We start from the raw sequence: 23,239 nt of genomic DNA, 5'->3' as shown, positions 1-23,239 counted from the left end.
AGTAAATGAATTAAAACAAATAACAGACAGCTAAAATATACAAGAATAACATTATACAATCTATATATATGTAATATTACATAAAAATTTTTACTATTACATGCTATACTAAAACAGGAGTCGACAATCGTTATTTTCTTCTTAGTTTTAAAGCAATATGGATATATACCTTCTTATCGCATTTGGATTGTACAAGCAAAAGAAGACATCTTAATGGATGTCTTCTTTTCTTATATTTTTATGAATTCCTTTGAGCAGATGCTCTCCAAGCACGAAAAGATGTTGGGTGTCCAGAATGAGCTCTTTGCTTTGCAACAGCTGGTTTTTCTTCAATAGTCTTTGGTTTTGCTTCCACAATCGCTGATTTTTCTTCAAGAATAGTCACAGCTGTTTGTATCTTTCCCAACTGCTCTTTTAAAGCTTGCTGCTCAATTTTTAAATCGGTAAGTAATTGTAAAATCATTTCAGAATTGGCCATAAAGATCCTCCTTCCCCCAATGCACAGAATAAAATAGAATATGTCATCAACGGAATAGCGGTGACAAAAATAAGGTCGTCAACTCCCTTAAAATCTAAGCACCTTTATTTTTCAAAAGGACCTGCTCAAGATTATCCGTAAAAACATAAAGTAAATTAAATCCATTAATTAATGGTCTTTATGGAAGGAGGAGTTAATATGGGCTATGGAGGTAGTTGTGGTGGAGGCTGCGGTTTCGGCGGCGGATTCGCTTTACTAGTTGTACTCTTTATCTTATTAATCATCGTTGGCGCTAGCTGTTGGGGCGGCGGATTCGGCTGCTAAGGGGAGGCACTCTTGAGAGTGTCTTTTTTTGTTTCATTTTTTTCCCTCCAATCTGTATTAGTTCTTTTTAAAATGTAAGGTTTCTCATCTCATAGTAGCAAATGATTTATTTTCATATCGATATATTTTGCCGAACGGTAATAAAGAAAAGACACCCTAAGGTGCCTTCCCCCGACTAGATCGGAGTACCGCCAGCATTTTGGAAAAAAATCACGCTAAGCAAAAAATAAGCCATCCATTTGGACAGCTCCTTTACATAATTCTCGAAGTCGGAAGTAACTTATGATTTTACGTGAGGTCTCTTCTTTCTCTTCAGTAATACAGCTCCTATTATCAGGAGTATCCCAACTCCCAAAAGTCCATAGGATACAGGAGGGTCAGCCATCACAGCCACAGCTACTGATCCACCATTACCTTGGAAGCTGAAAGAACTAAGAGTTAAAAAACCGAATGTAATTAAGAGAAGTCCTACTATAAATAGAAATATTCTCAATCGATACACCGCCCTGTCTGCTTTTCCTTATTATACCATTGGAAGAAGGCTAGTAGTGACTTAAGTTATAACTGTATATTTGATACATATAAAGTTAACATAACGCATCATTATTAGTAGTAACCCAATCTCAGAAAGTCCTTCATATCAATAGTTTCCTGACTTTCCGTTCCCTTCTTTGTATGCAAGATTTCATACATTCCTGTCACAACAGTATTTGGGAGCTCAAACCGTTCTTGCGGTCTGCATGAGATCCTGCGCGTATAAAATCTGCGTTTTGCCGTCAGTACCCCATAAAGAAAAGACACCTTAAGGTGCCTTCCTCTTACTTGAGAATCACATCTATGTATTGAAGAAATTTAGAAAAGGTGCATACAAAAAGGTAAGCTTCTAACTATAATCTATAGACGTTTATTATTCTCCAATATGCTGAAGATCTCCGGATTTAATTAATGCGGCTGTTACTTCATCACCGAAAGTATTTAGAGAGAATGTTTGCTCGTCTAACGAATCCATTTTTGTAGCTTCACCTATCTTGCCGTCTTGAAGTTCCCAGAAATAGTTATGTTCTTCTACGATTTTACTAAAATCCCTATTTACCCATCTTTCAGTGATTGCTAATAGTTTTTCTTTATTCCTAAAATCATTTTCATTTAAAATGCTTCTTACTTTCTCTGCATTCTTTTTAGACATAGGAGTTGCGCCCCGTCCGTCACTCGCTTTTACCTTTTGATGAGTCATGCTATGCATAGCTGAAATAACTTCTTCTTCAGTAGAACTTTTAGTGATGTGGAGTTGTGCATTTGAACCTTTAATCTCTGCTTCATTCGATGGTGTTTCTTCTTTATTAGACTCTGCAAAAGCATGCTCCTCGCCACCCCTTGGTACTTCAGCAAATTGTAACATCCCATAAGTCATACCAGCTGCAAGTACTATTATCCCTATGATAGATCCTAGCCAATATGTTAGCTTCTTTCTTGTCCATACTCACTTCCCCCCTATATTCATTCAAATATCTTACATAAAGAATATCATATATAATTCTCCTTTTTATGGATATGTGATTTTTTATCAAACATAAAGTGCTGTAATAAACATTACAGCAACTTTGGAAAAATCATGCGATGCCAAACGATTGAATAATGGAATTTTGTTTAGAAGCAATCACCGTATTAAGCGCGTGATGATTTAAAAACGAAAGAAAAGTTAGCGAGAATGGAAAAAAACAACTCTTTTTGAAATCTTGGGCTTAATAGAGATATCAACGGAGCTACTTCCAGTGGCTTCATAAAATATGAACCAAGGGCAGTTCTATTTGAATATACCAAAATACAGGATTTCACTCGAATATTTGAAAAAGCGTGATTGTGAGTTTTTCTCTCGAAAATTACAATTTTTAAAATTGACATAACACTTCACACACCATATACTGTTAACAACAGTATACTGTCATTAACAGTATAAATCCTAATTCATTCTAGGAGGAAGACCCATGAAACATACAGGAAGACATACAGGCGCATTTCTTTTATTATTTCTAGCCGAAGGAGATAACTATGGCGGACAATTATTGCAAAAGTGCGAGGAAGAACTTCCCGTCAATCCAATCGATAGCGCCATTTTATATCGCACACTAAAAAAATTAGAAAACGAAGGTGCAATTGAATCTTATGTAAGCACAGATCATCAAGACAAACCGAGAAAGATGTACAAAATTACGCCTGCTGGAAAGGAACAACTGGCAGATTTTCAAATGGATATTGAAGAAAAAATGAAGAACTTATCCTTTTTCTTAGATAAATATAAAGACTTAAAGGAATCCGACCATGATTAACGGCGTAATTCTTTATACTTTAGCCATTATTCTTACGGGGATTTCTTTTATGAAGGACCGCAAGAAAACGAAAGATGCTCTAATGAAATCGTGGAAAATGTTTCGCAACCTTCTCCCTGCGATGCTTTCCATCATGCTTTTCGTTGGCTTATCGCTTTCTATATTAACGCCGTCCTTTATCTCTTCTATCATTGGAGAACAGTCCGGAGTGTTAGGTATTATGTATTCAGCAATACTTGGATCCATTGCACTTATTCCAAGCTTTGTTGTATTTCCTCTCGGTCATACGTTAGTTCAACACGGTGCAGGGCTACCTCAAGTTGCGGCACTTATGTCTACCCTCATGTCAGTAGGACTTACAACTTTACCGATGGAACAAAAAATATTCGGACGAAGCTTTGCTTACGCACGTAATGCAGCTGCTTTGCTCATGTCTCTTCTATTCTCCTATATCATTTGGATGGTGATGGTATGAAAGAACTAAAAAGATATCGCTTCTTTTTCGTCTTACTACTCGGGCTCTTCATATTAACGTTTATAAATCAATCTTTAGGATGGAGTGCATTACAACTAACAGGAAATAGCATTTTAGATATGCTGTTTCTCCTCCCCCCTGTCTTACTATTTGTAGGGCTACTTGATCAGTGGGTGAAAAAAGAAACGCTCATGAAATATATGGGCAAAAAATCAGGTATATACGGAATCTTATTTTCTCTATTATTAGGAGGCATTGCAGCTGGTCCCCTCTATGTCGCCTTTCCAATCGCAGCACTACTATTAAAAAAAGGTGCAAGCATTCGGTACATCGTATTTTTCTTAGGCGTTTGGACAACTGCGAAATTGCCAATTCTCGTGTATGAATTTTCTTCATTTGGAGCTACTTTTACAATTATTCATATTTGTTTTGGTCTAGTATTCTTCTATATTATGGGGCTTATTTTTGAGAGGTTTTATGATCAGGGAGAGTTGCTAAGGTATGATGTTACGAAAGAAATATAAAAAGACATCTTTAATCGTAAAGATGTCTTTTTATATAAACCTTAATTCTCGTTCTGTAAAACCCCCGCGACTTCTACTCCCTTTTTCTCTTCTTTTAAGAATAGCGATACGATAAATGCAACAACGATAAAGACTAATCCAAGTGTAAATGCACCTTGGAATCCAGATGTTAAACCGTTTAACTTCTCTACTGGGTCCATTGGATTTGCAGAGCTTTCCATATAGCTAGCTGTTCCTGAAGACATTTTTGAAATAAAGATAGCCGTACCAATGGCGCCAGCTACTTGTTGCAACGTACTAAATAGTGCTGTTCCGTGCGGATATAAATCTGGTGTTAATTGATTTAAACCATATGTTTGTGCTGTCATGACAAACATGAGTCCAACCATTAATACACTATGCATGACAATAATTTGTACCATTGATGTGTCAGGCGTAATGCCTTTAAATAAGAACATTGCAACCCCTACTAACACAATGCCGGGAACGATAATAACTTTCGGACTAAATTTATCAAATAGTTTACCTGCAATTGGTCCCATTATGGCGCTAATAATACTTCCCGGAAGCATGATAATTCCTGATTTAAAAGCTGTAACGAGTAAAACTGTTTGCAGAAACATCGGTAATAAAGTCATCGTTGAAAATAACGACATCATCACAATGACAATTAATCCAACTGATAATGTAAACATCGGAACTTTAAATGCGCGTAATTCTAAAATTGGATTCTCAATTTTCAATTGTCGCACGATAAAAATACATAATGAGATAAGCCCAACAATTAAAGCACCATATACTTTCGCATCGGACCATCCTAAGTCACCTGATGCACTAAAGCTATACACAAGCCCGCCAAATCCTAATGTCGATAAAAGGATAGATGGATAATCTACTTTTGGCCTTGTTAACTCTGAAACATTTTGAATGTACTTCATCCCAATCATAATTGAAATGATTACGATAGGAATAACAATATAGAATAACCAGCGCCAATTGAGTGAATCGACGATTACTCCAGATAATGTAGGACCAATTGCTGGAGCGGACATCATCACAAGTGCGATTAATCCCATTGTGGCACCACGTTTTTCAGGCGGACAAATAATTAAAATCGTATTCATTAATAACGGTGAAATTAACCCCGTCGCTACAGCTTGGACGATACGGCCGACTAATAAAACGGAAAATGTCGGTGCGAATCCCGCAATTAATGTACCGACTAAAAATGTTACCATAGCGATTAAAAACATTTGTCTCGTTGTGAGCCATTGCTGAAGTAACGCTGTAATCGGGACTAAAACTCCAACTACTAACATGTATGCTGTAGAAAGCCATTGAATCGTTGAAGCTGTTACGTCAAATTCTTTCATTAATACCGTTAATGCATTACCAAGTAATGTTTCGTTTAATAATGCAACCATTGCCCCTAAAAGTAATGCAATTAAAATGGGGGTATGTTTCATATTAGAAGTATCAACTTTGCCACCTGCAGGGCTGTTAGTTGTCATATTCATTTGCAAATTCTCCTCCTGTTTCTTACTTAAAAAACTTTAAATATACCTGAACACATGTAATATAATATACATATGTAGATTAAAAAGGGAGAATCAATTTTCAGCCACTGTATATTTAATCTACAAAAAAGGAGAATTGTAGATGAATGATAATGAAAAACAACTTGATTTACGTATTAGACGTACACATAAATTACTATGGGATTCCTTATTTGAATTAATGACGCAATCAAAACAGAAATATAGTACGATCACAATTAACCAAATATGTGACCGCGCAATGGTACACCGAACAACCTTTTATAAACACTTTGAAGATAAAGATGCTTTATTAGCCTTTGGATTTAAACGATATGGCAAGATGATTGCTGAAATACCGGTCTCAGATCGATTAAGTAAACCATTTCAAGTAATGGAACAATTTCTACACCATGAAGAAATCGGTAAAATATTAGAAACGCAAATGTCTGATGAACAATTTATTAGCCGTGCACAATATTTAAGCCACGAAACGAGAAAACAAGAAATAGAAGCGTTAAATCAACTTTGTAAAAATCATACGCTGCCAAATGATTTAATCATTGAATTTTATTCAGGGGCAATCACCTCATTAAGCGCATGGTGGTTTAAAAATGAAAGGAAAGTTTCTGCAGCAGAAATGGATAGGCACTTCCATCAACTTATTAACCGGGATATTTTTCAGTTTGGAAAAGAATAATTTTATCGATAAAAAAAGCCCATATGAAATGGGCTTTTTACATACTATTTATTCTCTTTCAACTTCTCCAACTCCCGCTTCACTTCTTCTTGCAAATTTTGGTCTAACAATTCTTGTTGATTAGGAGCCTTCAAATTATAAAAATAGCTACTAGCAGCTGTTTCTGCTTCTAATTTTTGTACATACGATTCAATGCGGGAAAAGCCTTTCGCCGTACTTTCTGTATGGAAAGAATCAATTGCTGCATGACTCTCTTTTATTGCTCGCGCTGCATTTAATCGGGAAACAAGAACGAGTTCTTTATATTGTAACTCTTCATATTTCTCTTGAAGTTTGTCAATCTGTTCATACAGTTTCGCCGTTTGCTCTTTCGTTATTTCGTACTGCTTGCGATACAGTTCCGCTTTTTTCTCATTTGAAATTTTTTCTTGCAGGGCTAACTGCGCCATATGATCTTCTCCGCGTGATACTGCAAGCTCAGCTTGACGAGTTCTCTTCGCGATAAGAGCATCCGTCTCTGAAATTAATGCTTCATATTTATTTTCTAAATAATATTGGTGAGAAAGTGCTTTTTGAGCTTTCGTAATTTGCTGTTCTGTTTCACGAAGATACTGCTTCAACATGCTCACGGGATTTTCCAGTTTATCTAACGTTTCATGCACATCTGCCACTACAATACTTTTAATACGTTTTAAAATACCCATTATTACTTCTCCTCCTTACGAATATTACGTTCCCATTGATCTAAAATATCTACCTGTTTTTGTACTTGGAAATCGCTGTATAACTCTATATCAGTTGCCACTCTTTTTTCTTTACACTTTTTATATGCCCAAACAATCACTGCAACAAATGCAAGGATCGGAAGGACTGGTAATACACCAATAACAAGGAGCAATACGCCTGTCCACTTTTTAACCATATTCCCTTCAGACTTACGAATCATAAACCAACCGAAAAGAACAAATCCAAACGCTAACAAGAATGGGATAAAGAATAAACCACCAAACTCTTTTTCAAAGTGTTTTTCATGATGATTTAGTCGCTCAAAGTGATGAAACTTCTCTTTTTGAGCAACGAAAGCTTCCCTTTCTTTATCGTGAGAAACAGTATACGCCGCCTGCTTATACTTCTCATGTTCCCCCCTATCAAACTTCATACTATGTAATCCAAACAATAGTAATGCCAGAAGTAACGGAAGGATCAAAATCCATTTTAACCAACGCATTTTTTTACGCTTATTCTTTTTCATCTGTTCACCACCATCTATCATTCGTTTTGAAATAAGTAAAAAATGTATTACCTCCCTATACCTTTGATACATATGAGTGTAAAACTTAAGCGTGAGAAGAGAATGAAAGAAACATGATGAATGTATGAAAAATATATAAGAAATTTCTCATAATCATTTCAAAACGAAAGAACCCAATCTCTCCATATAAAATAGAGAAATTGGGTTCTTTTTCATTATTCCTATTCACTTTAGAAACTCACACACCAATCTTCTTCAAATCCGAACTTTCAATAGTCGAATGGAAACATCCATCTGTTCCAACTCGCACCATAGCTCTTCCTAATTGTTTTGAAGTAATTATGCTTCCGAGTTATATAGTCTTTATTAAGACGGACCATAACCAATAAGATGAGCAATTATAACTGCTATTAAACCAATTGAGTATTCAATTAGAATTAAAGGAAGAATCCACCTTGCCCACCTTGTCCATGAAATTCCTGCAATTGCTAATCCAGCCATTAGCGTACCACCTGTTGGAAAAATAATATTTCCAATACCATCGGCGAATGAAAAGGATAATACTGCCGTTTGGCGTGTAATGTCCAATAAATCTGCAAGTGGCGCCATGATAGGCATTGTCAACATCGCATGACCACTACCTGATGCTAAAATAAAATGAATCGCTACTTGGAAGTTGTACATTCCAACAACACTTAAAAAAGGAGAAATATGTTCCATTCCTTCCGACACTTGATACAGTAGCGGGTCTATAATATGCCCTTGATTCAATACAACTAAAATAGCGCGTGATACACCAATGATTAAAGCGCCACCAATTAAAGATGCCGATCCTTGTGTAAAGGATTCTACAGTATCATCAAGAGATATCTTGCCGAGAATTGCAATGATTATAGTTAAAATAATAAATAAGGCTGCAATTTCTTTTATATACCACTCGTACTTAATAACACCAAATACAAGAATAATATAATTGATTAAAAAGGCCGTTAATATCCATTTATGTCTTTTTGTTAACTCTACTTTCGCTGTTAGTAAGCTGTCTTGCTTATTTGTATCGAATTTTCCGTAAATTCCACTTGCAGGATCCCTCTTTACTTTCATAGCATGACGATAGACAAATGTAACCGCAATTACATATATGACTACGAATAAAATGAGGCGGAACCCCATCCCAGAATACATAGGAAGACCCGCTATCCCTTGCGCCAGACCAACTGTAAACGGATTCATAATTGCCGTTGTAAATCCGACGGACGCTCCTACTAGTACCATTGCGGTTCCTGTTATCGTATCAAATCCAACCGCAAGAGCCAGCGGAATGAATAGAGGTACATACACTAAAGCTTCCTCAGCCATTCCCATTAATGACCCGCCAAGCGCAAAGAACAGCATGATAATAGGAATCATTAACTTTTCACGGTTAGCAAGTTTTTTTGCCATCGTTGAAACAAGAGCCTCAACTGTGCCGGATGCCTTTAATACACCAAAAAACCCTCCGATAATAAGAATAAAAAAGATAATATTAGCAGCTTCTACCATCCCTGTAGGAATAGATTTTACTGTATCAAAAAATCCAAGTGGCGTTGATTCAATCCATTTAAATGAATTTGGATCTACTGTTGTATACCCATTTTTTTCAATCTGTTCATATTTTCCGGCCGGCAATATATGTGTAATAACAGCCGCAATAACTAACAAGACAAGTAACATTGCAAATACGTTTATTTTCCATTCTTTTTTTTCCTTTTTTTCTTCTGGCTCGAATGAAACCGCCTTTTCTGACACTTGACTCATATACCAATCCCCTTTGCAATAAAGTGAAACTTTAATCATTGATGATGTTCTTGCCCCAATGATTATTAGTTGAACCAATCGGGCTTTTACGGGCAGTTGATCACCCATCTAACTTCTCTTTGCTTCCGCTAAATTTTGAGAGGGGTCTTACTGCCCGTTAAAGCGGGATAAAGTGAAACTTTAATCATGGGGGGTGTTCTTGCCCCAATGATTATTAGTTGAACCAATCGGGCTTTTACGGGCAGTTGATCACCCATCTAACTTCTCTTTGCTTCCGCTGAATTTTGAGGGGGGTCTTACTGCCCGTTAAAGCGGGATAAAGTGAAACTTTAATCATTGGTGATGTTCTTCCCCCAATGATTATTACTTTTACAAGCAGCCGGCAGTCTGGTTTCCCCACTACCATGACGTACCAAGCTATCCACCAATTCTTTTATTTATAACACGCTATGATTTAACTACCTTTTTACTAATTTCATTTACAAATTGGTTAAATAAACGTTGCTGCAAGACATCCCTTTCCGACATCATTTCTGGATGCCATTGAACCGCTGCTACATAACGATGAGCCTTCGATTCAATAGCCTCTATTACACCATCAAAGGACCATGCGCTCGCCTCAAAATCTTTCCCTAATGTTTTCACTGCTTGATGGTGAAAAGAATTAACCATTAAAGATTTTTGGCCAATAGCCTCATAAATTTTCCCCTCTTCCAGAAGATCTACGGAATGAGAGCCTTGCCATTTACGGAACTGTTCTCGAACATGGAAATATTCTGGCCCCATCTCGTGCTCTAAGTCTTGATAAAGAGATCCACCAGCTGCAACATTTAACACCTGTAATCCTCGGCAAATTCCTAGAATAGGAATATCTTTTTCTAAAGCCTGCTTTGCCAAATTTAATTCAAAATTATCTCGTTCTTCCTCTACAGTACCTATATACGATTTTGGAGTATCACCGTAATAAACTGGATTGATGTCCGCGCCACCAGCTAATAACAATCCATCTAATTGATTAAGTGTGGACTCAATTTGATCAACTTCCTCAATTGGAAGTAGAACAACTGTTGCACCTGCTCGTTGAAGGGAACGGATGTAGTCGTAAGAAAAGATAGCCATATCCTGACCTGGTAGCCCTCGTAAGCCCTCCTTCCCTATTTCACTATGATCAACATAATACCCCGTAACACCAATTAGTGGTTTCATTTTCTCTCACCTCATAATTTAAATGGTTTCGTTGTCTTTCTCTGCTGAAATTGTATACTCTTAACCTCCCTTTTCTAGCAAGTGGTAAAGAATTAAATATGTAAATTACGACTCTACTCATTTCATTATTTCTTTACACACCATTGATATAAGCAAATATCGTGCCAACATTGAAATTTAAACGATTATTTACACATATTTAAATATTTCGTCACTTTATCGGTGTTTACTATGTTGAAATGTATTATAATTGGTTATTAATTGGTTACACAATAACCAATTAATAACCAACTTTAGACCAATTCCATTCAACTAAAGAGGTGCTCTATGAACAAATTTGAAACCAACCACATTGTATTGATCACCGTTTTAAAAGAAACACGAAAAGCCCTACATCAACAACTAACGGAGATGGTAGGTGACCTCATAGATATTGAAAGTTTTTCTGTAGAAGAAAGTATTCCAAAAGTATTTCATTCTACATTAATCTTGTTACCTAATACATTTACGATAGAAACGGTGAAAGACTTTATTGGGGAAAACTGCGAAGTAATAATAGCAAAACGAACATTAAATTATGAAAACGTGGACCAGCTTTTATTTTTACCAGAAGGAACACAAGCACTATATGTGAATGATAATCATGAAACAGTATACGAATCCATTGAAACGATGCGTCAATTGGGGCTGAACCACATTGAATATGTCCCATACTATCCTGGAAAAACGAATATACAAATGATCAAGCTTGCAATCACACCTGGCGAACTTGAAATTATCCCTGACTTTGTAGAAAAAGTAATTAATATCGGTCATAGATTAATAGATATTACTACAATCATGTCCATTCTAGATCGATTTCATTTAATGGAGGAATCAGGTAACCACGTTTCTGAGAGATACTATCGAAAAATAGTAGATTTAACAAAGAATTTAGCTAAAGCTCATCGACAACTTCATCAAGTTATTGATGGTGTTGGTGATGGCATACTAGCTATTGATTATACAGGAAGAATTGTTGTCTTTAATGAATTCCTGGAAAGCATGTTGAAAATAAAAAGTAAAAACGCTATTGGTCATCCGATTGATGCCATTATTGATAATATTGATTTAGTAAACTTCATCCTTTCAAATAAGCAACAAGAAAGCGGAATATTTGTTGTAAACGGCTTGGATGTAATAGTGGAACGTCTACATATAAATGATCAATCGATTATTGTTACTTTTAGAAATGCCCTTAAGACCATTGGGTTTGAACGTAAATTGAGAAAAGAATTTGTCAAAAAAGGTTATGTAGCAAAATACAACTTTCATAATATTGTTGGCATTAGCTCTACTATTCAAGACACGAAACAAATTGCAAAAAGGTTAGCTAAGACTGATTTAACTGTATTAATTGAGGGTGAAAGTGGTACCGGAAAAGAGTTGTTTGCAAGTGCTATTCATAATGCTTCCCAGCGAAATAGCGGTCCTTTTCTTGCTGTTAACTTCAGTGCTTTATCGGATGATTTAGTCGAGAGTGAATTATTTGGTTATGAAGACGGAGCGTTTACCGGAGCAAAAAAGGGCGGGAAAATGGGACTATTTGAACAAGCAAATGGTGGCACTATTTTTTTAGATGAGATTGGAGATATTAGCCTGAAACTTCAAGCACGACTCCTTCGCGTATTGCAGGAAAAAGAGATTATGCGTGTTGGCGGAAGCCAAATTATCCCGATAGACGTAAGGATTATTGCAGCAACCAATAAGGATCTACTGAAAATGATTCAAGAAAATATGTTTAGAGAAGACTTATACCATCGGCTTAAAGTACTCTTTATACACCTTCCCGAATTAAGGGCGCGCCGAAATGATATTGAATTATTAGCTAAACATTTTGTTGCACTATCGGACCCTAAAGTCAAAATTGAACAAGAACTAATTGAAGAACTGCAAGGATATCCATGGTACGGAAATGTACGAGAACTTAAAAATACGATAGATTATATGCTTGCTGTCCGTACCGGAAACCAAATAACAAAAAATGATTTGCCTAATCAACATTACTTTCAAAAGCCTCCACATAGGAAAACAGATAGTGATCAGGCCGAGGGTATAACACCCTTTTCTTCAAGTTCAAACGCTCTTGACCAAGAATCACTTTTCATCCTTACGCTCGTCATGAATTATGAAGAAAAAGGAAAAGCAATCGGAAGAAGAATTATTTCTGAAAAGAGCCAAGAAGTCGAAATAAATTTATCTGAAGCACAAGTGAGACACCGGTTGAACTTCCTAAAAATGAAAGGGTATGTGCAAATAAAAAGAGGTAGAGCAGGAATTAATTTAACAGGAAAAGGTTTGGAGATTCTACGTAGTCTTTAATCAAGGTCCGGATTTTCAGATACATAGAGGCTGTTTTATAAACAGCCTTTTTTTAATGGAATAAAACGTCGATAAATTTAAGTTACAAATTTTCAGAATTAATATTAAAATATAGAATGGGGATAGGGGTATGGGATTTAAAATTTTATACATAACGAGGGAATAGAAATGAAACTACAATTAAAAGCGGATTTAGGGCTACTACTAGTTACATTCTTTTGGGGTGCATCCATCTTACTTACAAAAGTTGGACTCGAAGGCATAGAAGAATACAATTTAATCGCATTACGATTTATTATTGCCTTTCTTTTATCAGGTTTAATATTTTACAAACATTTATTCAAAATCGATTTTAAAACGGTAAAATATGCATTTATACTCGCTTCTGTCTTATTTATCGTTTACATTTTCGCGACTTTCGGCACAAAGTATACGAGTGTTTCTAACGCTGGTTTCTTGCTATGTCTCACAGTCATTTTCATTCCGATCTTATCAGCTATATTTTTAAAACACATTCCGGAAAAGAAAGTGATAGTAGGCATCTTTTTAACGATAATAGGAATCGGCTTATTAACATTAACGAGCGAATTCAAGATCGGTAATGGCGATATATTTTGCATACTGTCTGCCTTATTTTATGCCATTCACGTCATCATCACTGGCAGCGTAACGAAACATGTGAATTCAATCGCACTTGGCGTCATACAACTCGGTTTCGTCGGCCTATTTAGTCTTATTTTTTCATTTATTATAGAAACACCCAAACTGCCTAGCACAACCAACTCATGGCTAATCATCCTAGCCTTAAGCATATTCTGCACCGCAGTCGCATTCATCGTGCAAGTGATCGCCCAGCAATACACGACGCCTACACATACCGGACTTATTTTTTCATTAGAACCTGTCTTTTCCGCAGGCTTCGCTTTCGTTTTCACAGGTGAAACACTTACCGGGAAAGGATATTTAGGGGCGACGCTTATATTAATAAGTGTATTGATTGCTGAGGTGGATTTTAAGGGGTTGTTGCGGGTTAATTATAAGAAGAATATGGAATAGTTATTTCGCTAAAGTACATAAACATACCCCGAAAATATTCGTTTGTATTATTTTCACCCTCTTACCTTAATTTTTTTAGATGCTACCTTCGAATAAGGTAGCATCTAAAATATGTTACAAGGAATTATTATATTTATGTAGCCTGCATAGTTAACCTTTTCTACATTACTTACTGCACATAGTCATACAGATTTTTCGCTAACAATAAACAAGTTACTGTAATGAAGAGAGCACGAACATACCCGCTTCCTTTTTTTATAGCAAATTTGGAGCCAACAATCCCTCCAGCAATTTGAGCAATCCCCATTATAAAACCATACGCATAGTTTACTTGCCCTACATACATAAACATGAATAATGCACCAACGTTACTTCCTAAATTAAGAAACTTCGCCGTACCTGCTGCTTTTAAAAAATCATATCCAATAAATAAAAGAGCAAACATTAAAAATGAACCTGTACCAGGACCTAGAAATCCATCATAAAAACCAATAGCAAAAATAAAAAAGGTAAAAATAATGACGTGTCGACCAGACAATTTCTTATGAGTGGAAATACTTCCCCAATCCTTTTTGAATATCGTATAAATAGCGACCACACCAAGCATGATCAGCATTAATGGCTTCAATACTTCTGGGTTCATTAAATGAACGGTCCACGCCCCTATTATTGAACCTATGAAAGTGATTGGAAATAATTTAAACGCCGATTTCAAATCAAGATTACCAGAACGATAAAACACAATATTACTAGTTGCACTCCCCATTGTCGATGCTAGTTTATTTGTGGCTACTGCACTTGCTGGATTCAATCCTGTAAATAATAAAGCTGGTAAGGCAATCAATCCACCACCACCTACAACTGAATCAATAAATGCAGCTACAAATCCAAAAACAATCAAAATCATTAATACAGATGGGTCTAAATAAAAATCCATACTAGTAGCCTCCCCTTTAGTCACTATTGTAATAGTAACTATCAATTTGCTAAATGTAAAGAGTTATTGTAACGTTGAAATATAAAGTGAAACTTTAATCAGTGGGGGGTTTTGTTCATCCCCCACTGATTATCAGCCCTCACCAATCGGGCTTTTACGAGCAGCCCGCCCCCCCACCACCTAACTTCTTTGCTTCCGCTGAATTTTCGGGTGGGGGTCTTACTGCCCGTTAAAGCGGGATAAAAGCAAACATCGGAGGAAAAAAAGTGGACTACATAGTGCAACAGCTTAAAAAAATTGGTTTTAATGAATATGAAGCCAAATCTTATGTATCTCTTGTGAAACAAGGGCCTGTCACAGCCTATCAAGTGAGTAAAGATTCGGGTGTCCCAAGAGCGCGAATTTATGAGATTTTAGGTAACCTTGTAGAAAAAGGAATTGTCATGAAGGAAGAAATAAATGACACCACTCGCTATTCACCTCTACCCGTTGAAATCTTTTTACAGAAGGCGCAATCAGAATGGCAGTCTACTTATGAAGGAATTAGTGATTCATTAAAAAAACTAGAAACTTCCGAGGAAAAAACGGATAATCGAGTGATTACGTTAAAAGACAATCAAACAATCATTAGCTACTGTCAGACATTAATAAAAAAAGCAGAACAACGTATTGTCATTTCAATGTGGGATGAAATGTATGAAGCGTTAAAAGAGGATCTAACTGAGGTAGCTGATAAAGTCACAGTACAAGGTATTACCTTACATGTTGAAAATCCCATTAAAAATCTAGAAGCCCATCGTATCACACCCTATACAGAAACTCGCTCTACAGAACATTGGTTTATTTTATCAATAGATTCTAAAGAGATGATTTACGGCCCATCACTTGAAGAGCGTAATATTGCTTTTTATACAGATGACCCCGTTCATATATACTTATTAGAGGATTATGTATGGCATGATGTTTTAGTAAATCGCCTTGTCCGACGTAGCCAAGATGACTTGGAGCAATGGATTACTGCAGAGAGAAGAGCTTTCTTTATGGAGAAATAAGAAACATATTCAAAAAATAAAGCATAAGTGAATACATTGGAAAACTTATGCTTTATTTTATATGCAAAGTAATACTCAAATCTTTTCACTATTTCCCCTCCACAAACCTCCCAAACTCCTTCAAAAACCGCAGCTTAAAAATCCCCACAGGCCCATTCCGGTGCTTCGCCACATGAATCTCCGTTATCTCTTTTTGCATCGTTTCCTTATCATAATAATCCTCTCGATACATAAGCATAATGACATCCGCATCTTGCTCAATTTGTCCTGTTTCTCTTAAGTCGGATAAAAGAGGTCGCTTATCTTGACGCGACTCTACAGAACGAGACAATTGTGACAATGCTACTACACAAACATTTAATTCCCGCGCTAATAACTTAAGCTTACGAGAAATCTCACTAATCTCTTGGAATCGGTTGCCCTTATGCTTCGGATCGCCCGTAATAAGCTGCAAGTAATCTACAATAATTAAAATCTTTTTATCACCGTGCTTCCTCTTTAACTTACGAGTTTGCATCCAAATATCTTGCACCGTAACACCTGCATGATCGTAAATTTCAAGTGGTAGTTCACCAATCTCCGCAAATGCCCGACTCACCTTTTCCCAGTCTTCTATCGCAAAACGATGCTTCGGATTTTTCAATCTGCCTCCTGACACTTCACCTACGCAAGACGCCATTCTTTTTAACAATTGCTTACTACTCATCTCTAATGAAAATAGTCCAACCGCCGCTCCAGACTTCGCCGCATGCAGTCCAACATTTAACGCAAACGCAGTCTTTCCCATAGAAGGACGCGCACCAAGAACGACAAAATCCCCTTCCTGCAAGCCGCACGTCATTTTATTTAGCGATGTATAACCAGTCTCAATACCCGTAATCTCTTTCGCATCTTGATGAAGCTCTTCATATAAATTAACTAGCGCATCCTTCAAATCAAACTCACATACACAGTCCTTTTCCTCTAACTCACAAAGTGCCGTAATCGTCTCACCAATAATTCCCTCATTCTTCTCCGCAATAAGACGCTCTCCCATTTTGTGCCCGAGAACACCCGCCTGATACATTTTCCAGGCACCTCGAACAAGCCCCTCATAATAAGAGAAGTTGCTAGTAGTAGGCACACCATCCATTAACCCTATAAAATACTCCATTCCCCCGATCCCCTCTAAAAACTTCGGATCTACCCTAGAAATGAACGTCACAAGATCAATCGGTTGCCCCTCTTCTTCCATTTTTCGCATTAACTGAAATATAGACTTGTGCACCGACAGAGAAAAATACTGCTCCGTCAAACGGCACTCCTTAATAAGCTCTCCATCAAGTAATAGAGAACCTAACACCGTCTTTTCCGCCTCCACATTTTGAATACTCATGGACGCCACCCGCGCTCCGCTAAAAAGCGCTGCAACTCTTCCTCAGACGGCGCATTCTTCTCCCATTCCTCACACCTCGCCAAAAACTCCTCTGTCTCCCCCGTACTAACAGACGACTCCTTCTTCCGAAAGCTCGCCGTATCCGCCTCAACCTCACAAACTTTCGTAAACCCTTTCCCGTGCCAGCCTCTCAAAATGCCCTTCACATAAGCAACCGTCCGCTTATTATTCTCAAACGCAATTTGAAGAGCCTTCAGCACAAGCTCCTCTGACAAATCTTCCATCCACGCACTTAGTTCCTCCACAGTATGCGGAGACAAACTACCGAAATGTTGCTCATAAAAAGAAAACACGCGACTTCCCATTTCTTCTATAACCTCTTCTTCCTCTGTCTCCTCACAAATCGGATCAACATCATCCACAGCCAGATCACTCGGCATACCGAAATGTGCTAAAAGCATTGGAACATTCAGCTCCTCCTCTACGCACTTCTGAAGAAACATATGTACAAACTCCTTATTCTTCACACCCTTCAGCTCACGAAGAACGCACTTCTCCACATTCGTATTCGTCACAGGATTATAACGAAGCCAATTTAAAACGAATAACTCCCGCGTCTCCGCATCATAAAGAATCTTCCCATAATCAATGAAGCGCTGCACAAGCTTATCAACAGTCTCCCGATTATAACCCGTCTCCATCTCAGCTAACCGCTTCGGAAAAGGAAAAATCCCACACTGCGTCGTCTTCGAACAAGTCAGCAAATACACATAAAAATACCGCTCCTCCGGCGTCAAATCCAAAACAAAATCATCCTGCCAAAAATTCACCTGCACAGTACGATACACCGCCATCCCAATTCCTCCCGTCTCCGTTCAAAATAAAAACCTCTTCATAATATATATGGGAGACTGGCCGGGTTTTTGGCGTGTTATTTTAATTTTTTTTTGACTACTACTACGGTGTTTGTTGTTGTTTTTGTTATGTTTTTTCTTAGTGATTTATTACTTGGTAGGGGCTTGTAAGGGGCTTAGGAGGGGCTAGTTATCGGTTACTTCGATTAGAAACACTCGATCTGAGAAGCCACCTCGTTCTTCTGCTTTCTTTTTACGGATGCTGTTGATTTCTTCTATTGTTGTGCCCTCGTGTTCGGCTAGGGCGTTTATTAGTTCTAGTAGGTCGGATAGTTCTTCGAGTTTATCGGGTTTTGTTTTTGCTTCGATGTATTCTGTTAGTTCTTCTTGTGTTTTTTTGCAGATTTCTTTTATGTATTCGTCTTCGGGTAGGATTCTTGTTGTGGGTGTTTTCCCGTTGGATTTTATTATTTGTGGGATTTTGTTTCGGATTAATTTGTTGTAGGTTGGCATGGGATTTTCCTCCGTTTGGTTTTTCTTCTATTATAATTGAAAAGCAGTTTAACTAGGGGTTAAACTGCTGGATTGCTTCTTTTATATAGTTTTCTTCTTCGGTTGTGAAGAGGGTTGGGAATTCGGATAGTGGAAAGTTTGATTTTTGGATTATATCCTCTCTAACACTTTGAGGTGTATCAAGATAGTTTGTTACCTCTTCTATTACATTGAAAAATTCCTTCAAGGTAACTTGAACGTCTTGATGACCCGGATCCTTCTCTTCTCCCTTATACTTTTTCAACTTCCCTATCACATCCATAAATCGCCGATCAAACTTTTCTTTTAATTCCTTATTACTATAAAACACTTGAACACACTCATTTGAAAAGTGTTCCTCTAACCATTCTTTATTTTCTTTCTCCCATATGAAAGTTTGCAAAAACGAAGAAAACAAAGCGATATCCACACGTTCTTCCTTTTGAAACTGCTTTGTCATCTCATCCATATGAGATAGCACCTTCGCAATTCTTTCTTGCTCTACCAAAAGTACTTCCCTTTGAAAATGCATTTGTCTTAAAAATTCTTCTGTCTCTATATCACGCTGCAATATAATATTTTGAATTTCCCCAAGCGAAAAACCGAGATGCTTAAACGATTGAATTTGCTGCAGCACATACAAATCATCTTTCGTATATAACCGGTGCCCACTCTCAGTATAATCGCTCGGCTTTAATAAATTAATCTTGTCATAATAACGAAGCGTCCGCACCGTAACATCCCCAACACTTGCAAACTCACTAATCATCCACGCCATATCATCACCTACTCCGCTAACTTCTCTTTCACATACTGAAGCATATGAGAAAAACTCATCTCATTCTGCCTACAATATTGAAACAAACCTACAACAAGTAATACAAAAGGAACATTCCCTCTATAACGATGTTCATACTCACTAATACCATCATAAAAGTACTCATACTTTCTTTTTCGTAAAACGATATAAATCGCAATAAACAACACTGCAATCATAACTAAAAGTCGCTTTCTCCTTATTTCCACTTCTTGTTTCATCACCTATTCTCCTTCCACCGTGTACTTATCTTCTTTAAATAACGGAATTCGAGTGAAATAACGATATGGTTCGTCGCGTGTTACTTTCCACGCAACAATGATCACTTGAATTACCTCAAACATAAATACAATCCAAAACAAAACATCACTAATACGCGAACTAATATTAAATAGAAGAAAAATTAACAAATGAAAATTGAACGCCTTTCGGCAATGGTATTTGTACACCTCATTTTTACGTGCCAGTGTAATGTACATGAGTAGTGGTGAAAAGATCCCTATTGCGGCTGAGAGTAATAGCATGATAATGATGTTTCTTTTTTCTTTTGTGGTGGTTTTCATGAGTGGTTTGGTCCCCCCTTTTTGATTTGTCTTCTTTAGGTTAGGGGGTGACGTTGGGGGAGGCGCAAGGAAGAAATTTATATATGTTTGTTTTTTAATCGAAAATTTATTAACTAGCTTTTCAATTCTTCAATATTGATATCGTTCTTTAATACATGCTGTAGGCTGCCGAAAAAAGTGAAGTAAATAAAAAACAACTCCATAATCTACTTCTAGTGTATATTTTGGAACTAAATACCCCAAAACACTACTAATCTTAAATGTATATAAAATAAGTTTTTTCAAAGTATTATTTCATAAAAAAAGGGCCAAAGAAATACTTCCCTGGGCCCTTAATGATTCTTATTATTTATTCTAATTCTCAATGATAGCTCCGAACCAAATCCCCATTAATTTATACTCATTACTCTAGCGTTATCTAATATTAATTTTTTAATAGGTACCTGTAGTTAAACAATACAATAGTCTTATAGCCATTATGGCGATTTAAAACCGGCGCTCCGACTCAATAATTCGCTTCATTTCCTCAATCTCATCATCAACAAACTCAGGAACAAGATAGCCTCCATCAATTGCTTCCCTCATCCGTTCTTCTTTTTCAGCCAGCTTTTCATAAATCTTTTGATCAATAAAATTATAAATTTCCCCATCGCTCACCGTCATCAAATAGTAATATCGTGTACTTTGATTTTCAGGCAATCCAAGTCGATGAATACGATCACGTGATTGTAGCATAAAGGTCAAGTTATAGTTATATTCAAAGTAGATTGCATCATGGACAATATTATGTAGAGACACAGATTCTCCAAGCGTGTTCGGATTGGATACTAGCACTTGTATTTCATCTGTGTTCTCTTTAAATTTGTGGATGATATCGTCGCGTTCAGCACGAGGCGTGCCGCCATAAATTACTTTTGTATTAATGCCTCTTTCATTTAATACACGAGTGATTTTCTTCAATGTATTTACGAACAGCCCCCATACTACGACTTTCCTATGTTTCTTCACTATATCCATCACAAGTTCAATACCTGCATTGAATTTAGGGGAATCCACATTTGCTAAATCCCAATCACTTACTTCACCAATGACCGCTTGATGAATGCTTTCTTCTAGCTCTTTTCTTGCCTTCGCACTGACCTGATCATAGGAATCATTATCTATACTGGCATCTTCACTAAAACCTAGATCACTGTAATTTATCGCCTGATTGACAATTTCAGGGTTGGTTGATAATTGAATCATTCTTATCCAGGTCGCTAGTGGATTTTGCGTTTTTGTGTATAGTATTTCCGCTAGACGAAGCTGTTCTTTAGATGGAGGTATTTTTATAATATTGTCTTTATCGGCTGGTGGAACACCTAAATCTTCCTTGCTAGTTCTCCAAAAATAAGGAGCCAATTTTTCATTAATCTCATCAATTTCCCAACTATCGGGATTTTTCAGCATATTCTGCTCAAATCCAAAATATGCACTATATTCCTTTTTAAATAAGATATTTAAGAAGTTATATATATCTAAATAGCCATTAGGAATAGGGGTTCCTGTTAAGACGTAGCGATAATCGACCTTGTCTGCTATTTCTAAAGCAGCAAGGGCCCGTTTAGCCTGCACCCCTTTTACACGATGGACCTCATCATAAACGAGCATAGTATCCGAATCATTGGCTAAGCATTTTATGATTGAATCTTTAAACTTTGGTAGTGATTCATAGTTAATCAAAATCAAATTTGCAGAAGACCACTGAGCTTCTAGCGCATATTTATTCCCACCAATAGATTCATCATGGACACTAAGCGCTCTTAAATTTTTTTTACTTTGAAAGACAGCTTGAAACTCTTCCTTCCAAGACATAAAGGCGTTAATTGGACTAACAACTAATAATCGCTTAATTGGTTCCTCTTTTCGCTTGCTATTTAGATAGGCGAAAACACCTAATAACATAGCCGTTTTCCCTGCTCCTGGAACGGAAAAATTTGCCGCTCTTTTTTGTGTGAGCATATACATAGCTGAGCGAAGCTGTAATGCTTTTAGAGGTCTGGAAACTTCTGCCTCCACGACTTCCTTAAACTCCTCAAACTCTTCATCCCACCTGCTATCTTGATTCTTCAAGGTCAAGCCTGATTTTCGATATTCTTCTATGGAATACTTCTGACCATTAATATAGCTATCTACACGTGAAGAAACGATAAAGTTGAACTGATGTTTATCTGCTTGCTTATTGGCAAGTTCGATTATCCTTTCAATATCTCGATAAGTTAAATCTCCCCTGAAAAAGGGATACCCCTTGTCTTCATCTACATAAAAGCTGAATTTATTCCTAAAGGTCTTTTTTGTACTTACTTCATCTTCGCTTTTATCGACGAAAAAGAAGTGTATATCGTTCATATCAAAAATAATGGAATTATTATCAGGGTTTGGTATTCTTTGAATCTTTCCTATATCAAACTCTTGTAGAAGAGGATAGATAATTTCTGTGGCATCAATCACTTGAACACCTGGATAATTATCGTTCCATAAAAGAGAAAACTCTTCTGCTTTCTGATTTATACGAGAACGAACATTGATACTTACGTCCCAAGAAAAATCCACATCAAAGGAATCAAAATTGTTCTCTATAGCATTTGCTGTTTCATTGAGTGAACCATTAAAATAAATGATATCCCCCTGCTTATCTTCAAATAATCCCCATTTTGTGTGGAACAAACCATTTTTCACTAGACCAAACTTCACATCTGCTTTTCCCTGTGATATCAAGTAGGCTAAATTTCCTAGACGTTGCTTATCAATCTGGGTTAACGTTTCCCCTTTTGAGCGTTCATGATATCCTACCTTAATTTCTTCAAAATCCTTTTCTGAAATATGTTGAGAAATGATGAATTGAACATAGCCATCATTTTCAGCAATCCTATCTAATCCTTCAGCGTATATAGAAAGTGCTTTACAAGAAAAATAGCCACTCACTCGTTTATAGCTAATAGATTCACCCAATATTGGATTATAAAATTCATCTGAAACACTATGAATCATCGAGTTATAACTAGATTTAAGATGACCTTGCAGATTCTTTAACAA

22 protein-coding genes and 1 pseudogene are annotated in these 23,239 nt (G+C 36.8%); 8 read left to right on the top strand and 15 right to left on the bottom strand.

Features of this window, described 5'->3' with window-relative positions; all coding sequences use genetic code 11:
- Positions 1-238 precede the first annotated feature (238 nt).
- Positions 239-478, bottom strand: coding sequence for a hypothetical protein (locus ACTFRN_RS11645; protein WP_088106486.1), 240 nt, complete (start codon positions 476-478; stop codon positions 239-241).
- Positions 479-676: 198 nt separating this feature from the next.
- On the opposite strand from ACTFRN_RS11645, the gene ACTFRN_RS11640 reads away from it, so the two are divergent.
- Entirely contained in the window at positions 677-802 is a 126-nt protein-coding gene (locus ACTFRN_RS11640; RefSeq protein WP_000540377.1) for a YjcZ family sporulation protein, read from the top strand.
- Between the two features lie 907 nt (positions 803-1,709).
- Here ACTFRN_RS11640 and ACTFRN_RS11635 read toward each other — a convergent pair.
- Positions 1,710-2,270, bottom strand: a pseudogene (locus ACTFRN_RS11635) (PRK06770 family protein); the annotation flags it as partial.
- A gap of 517 nt (positions 2,271-2,787) precedes the next feature.
- On the opposite strand from ACTFRN_RS11635, the gene ACTFRN_RS11630 reads away from it, so the two are divergent.
- Genes ACTFRN_RS11630 through ACTFRN_RS11620 form a run of 3 tightly spaced genes read left to right on the top strand, consistent with a single transcriptional unit; the run spans position 2,788 to position 4,128 of the window.
- A complete protein-coding gene (locus ACTFRN_RS11630; RefSeq protein ID WP_000683187.1) occupies positions 2,788-3,129 on the top strand; it encodes a PadR family transcriptional regulator in 342 nt (113 codons plus the stop codon).
- Positions 3,122-3,604, top strand: a complete 483-nt coding sequence (locus ACTFRN_RS11625) for a hypothetical protein (RefSeq protein ID WP_088106487.1) — start codon at positions 3,122-3,124, stop codon at positions 3,602-3,604. Before ACTFRN_RS11630 ends, ACTFRN_RS11625 begins: the two co-directional genes overlap by 8 nt.
- Positions 3,601-4,128, top strand: coding sequence for a permease (locus ACTFRN_RS11620; protein WP_139303001.1), 528 nt, complete (start codon positions 3,601-3,603; stop codon positions 4,126-4,128). Before ACTFRN_RS11625 ends, ACTFRN_RS11620 begins: the two co-directional genes overlap by 4 nt.
- A gap of 41 nt (positions 4,129-4,169) precedes the next feature.
- Here the strand turns inward: ACTFRN_RS11620 and ACTFRN_RS11615 are convergent, their stop codons facing one another.
- On the bottom strand, positions 4,170-5,645 hold the full coding sequence (locus tag ACTFRN_RS11615) for an MDR family MFS transporter (RefSeq protein WP_001057568.1): 1,476 nt from the start codon (positions 5,643-5,645) through the stop codon (positions 4,170-4,172).
- 142 nt (positions 5,646-5,787) lie between these two features.
- On the opposite strand from ACTFRN_RS11615, the gene ACTFRN_RS11610 reads away from it, so the two are divergent.
- Positions 5,788-6,363: a TetR/AcrR family transcriptional regulator gene (locus ACTFRN_RS11610; RefSeq protein ID WP_000999301.1), complete on the top strand. Its 576-nt coding sequence runs from the start codon at positions 5,788-5,790 to the stop codon at positions 6,361-6,363.
- Between the two features lie 44 nt (positions 6,364-6,407).
- Here the strand turns inward: ACTFRN_RS11610 and ACTFRN_RS11605 are convergent, their stop codons facing one another.
- The 4 genes from ACTFRN_RS11605 to ACTFRN_RS11590 form a co-directional block, all read right to left on the bottom strand.
- Complete coding sequence (locus tag ACTFRN_RS11605; RefSeq protein WP_000511936.1) at positions 6,408-7,067, bottom strand: PspA/IM30 family protein; 660 nt, start codon at positions 7,065-7,067, stop codon at positions 6,408-6,410.
- Positions 7,068-7,069: 2 nt separating this feature from the next.
- The gene (locus tag ACTFRN_RS11600; RefSeq protein WP_014893260.1) at positions 7,070-7,615 is read right to left on the bottom strand and encodes a hypothetical protein; all 546 of its coding nucleotides are present in this window, start codon (positions 7,613-7,615) and stop codon (positions 7,070-7,072) included.
- A gap of 366 nt (positions 7,616-7,981) precedes the next feature.
- Positions 7,982-9,412 (bottom strand): YfcC family protein, encoded by a 1,431-nt coding sequence (locus ACTFRN_RS11595; RefSeq protein WP_000084612.1) that lies wholly within the window; start codon positions 9,410-9,412, stop codon positions 7,982-7,984.
- A gap of 447 nt (positions 9,413-9,859) precedes the next feature.
- The gene (locus tag ACTFRN_RS11590; RefSeq protein WP_014893261.1) at positions 9,860-10,618 is read right to left on the bottom strand and encodes a gamma-glutamyl-gamma-aminobutyrate hydrolase family protein; all 759 of its coding nucleotides are present in this window, start codon (positions 10,616-10,618) and stop codon (positions 9,860-9,862) included.
- A gap of 327 nt (positions 10,619-10,945) precedes the next feature.
- Here ACTFRN_RS11590 and ACTFRN_RS11585 point away from each other — a divergent pair, with 327 nt between their 5' ends.
- Both ACTFRN_RS11585 and ACTFRN_RS11580 read left to right on the top strand, forming a co-directional pair.
- Positions 10,946-12,979 carry a sigma 54-interacting transcriptional regulator gene (locus ACTFRN_RS11585; protein ID WP_001031769.1) on the top strand — a complete coding sequence of 678 codons (2,034 nt, stop codon included), beginning with the start codon at positions 10,946-10,948 and terminating at the stop codon, positions 12,977-12,979.
- A gap of 168 nt (positions 12,980-13,147) precedes the next feature.
- A complete protein-coding gene (locus tag ACTFRN_RS11580; RefSeq protein WP_088106488.1) occupies positions 13,148-14,035 on the top strand; it encodes a DMT family transporter in 888 nt (295 codons plus the stop codon).
- Positions 14,036-14,204: 169 nt separating this feature from the next.
- Here the strand turns inward: ACTFRN_RS11580 and ACTFRN_RS11575 are convergent, their stop codons facing one another.
- Positions 14,205-14,972 (bottom strand): TSUP family transporter, encoded by a 768-nt coding sequence (locus ACTFRN_RS11575; protein ID WP_014893262.1) that lies wholly within the window; start codon positions 14,970-14,972, stop codon positions 14,205-14,207.
- Positions 14,973-15,238: 266 nt separating this feature from the next.
- Here ACTFRN_RS11575 and ACTFRN_RS11570 point away from each other — a divergent pair, with 266 nt between their 5' ends.
- Complete coding sequence (locus ACTFRN_RS11570) at positions 15,239-16,024, top strand: TrmB family transcriptional regulator (protein WP_000384602.1); 786 nt, start codon at positions 15,239-15,241, stop codon at positions 16,022-16,024.
- Between the two features lie 88 nt (positions 16,025-16,112).
- Here the strand turns inward: ACTFRN_RS11570 and dnaB are convergent, their stop codons facing one another.
- The 7 genes from dnaB to ACTFRN_RS11535 form a co-directional block, all read right to left on the bottom strand.
- Complete coding sequence (gene dnaB / locus ACTFRN_RS11565; RefSeq protein WP_140383345.1) at positions 16,113-17,399, bottom strand: replicative DNA helicase; 1,287 nt, start codon at positions 17,397-17,399, stop codon at positions 16,113-16,115.
- On the bottom strand, positions 17,396-18,253 hold the full coding sequence (locus tag ACTFRN_RS11560) for a DnaD domain-containing protein (protein ID WP_049111128.1): 858 nt from the start codon (positions 18,251-18,253) through the stop codon (positions 17,396-17,398). Before ACTFRN_RS11560 ends, dnaB begins: the two co-directional genes overlap by 4 nt.
- Before the next feature lie 186 nt (positions 18,254-18,439).
- A complete protein-coding gene (locus tag ACTFRN_RS11555; RefSeq protein WP_049111129.1) occupies positions 18,440-18,766 on the bottom strand; it encodes a nucleoside triphosphate pyrophosphohydrolase in 327 nt (108 codons plus the stop codon).
- A 52-nt stretch (positions 18,767-18,818) separates the two neighbouring features.
- Complete coding sequence (locus tag ACTFRN_RS11550; RefSeq protein ID WP_088106490.1) at positions 18,819-19,562, bottom strand: MerR family transcriptional regulator; 744 nt, start codon at positions 19,560-19,562, stop codon at positions 18,819-18,821.
- Positions 19,563-19,570: 8 nt separating this feature from the next.
- On the bottom strand, positions 19,571-19,822 hold the full coding sequence (locus ACTFRN_RS11545; protein WP_080495750.1) for a hypothetical protein: 252 nt from the start codon (positions 19,820-19,822) through the stop codon (positions 19,571-19,573).
- Between the two features lie 3 nt (positions 19,823-19,825).
- Entirely contained in the window at positions 19,826-20,164 is a 339-nt protein-coding gene (locus ACTFRN_RS11540) for a DUF4870 domain-containing protein (RefSeq protein ID WP_074615213.1), read from the bottom strand.
- Between the two features lie 486 nt (positions 20,165-20,650).
- Entirely contained in the window at positions 20,651-23,239 is a 2,589-nt protein-coding gene (locus ACTFRN_RS11535; RefSeq protein ID WP_088106491.1) for an SNF2-related protein, read from the bottom strand.

It is taken from the genome of Bacillus cereus group sp. MYBK245-2, from assembly GCF_051916145.1.
In the GTDB taxonomy this organism is placed as follows: Bacteria; Bacillota; Bacilli; order Bacillales; family Bacillaceae_G; genus Bacillus_A; species Bacillus_A pacificus.
The sequence above is the reverse complement of the archived record's forward strand: the minus strand, read 5'-3'. Positions and strand labels throughout refer to the sequence as shown.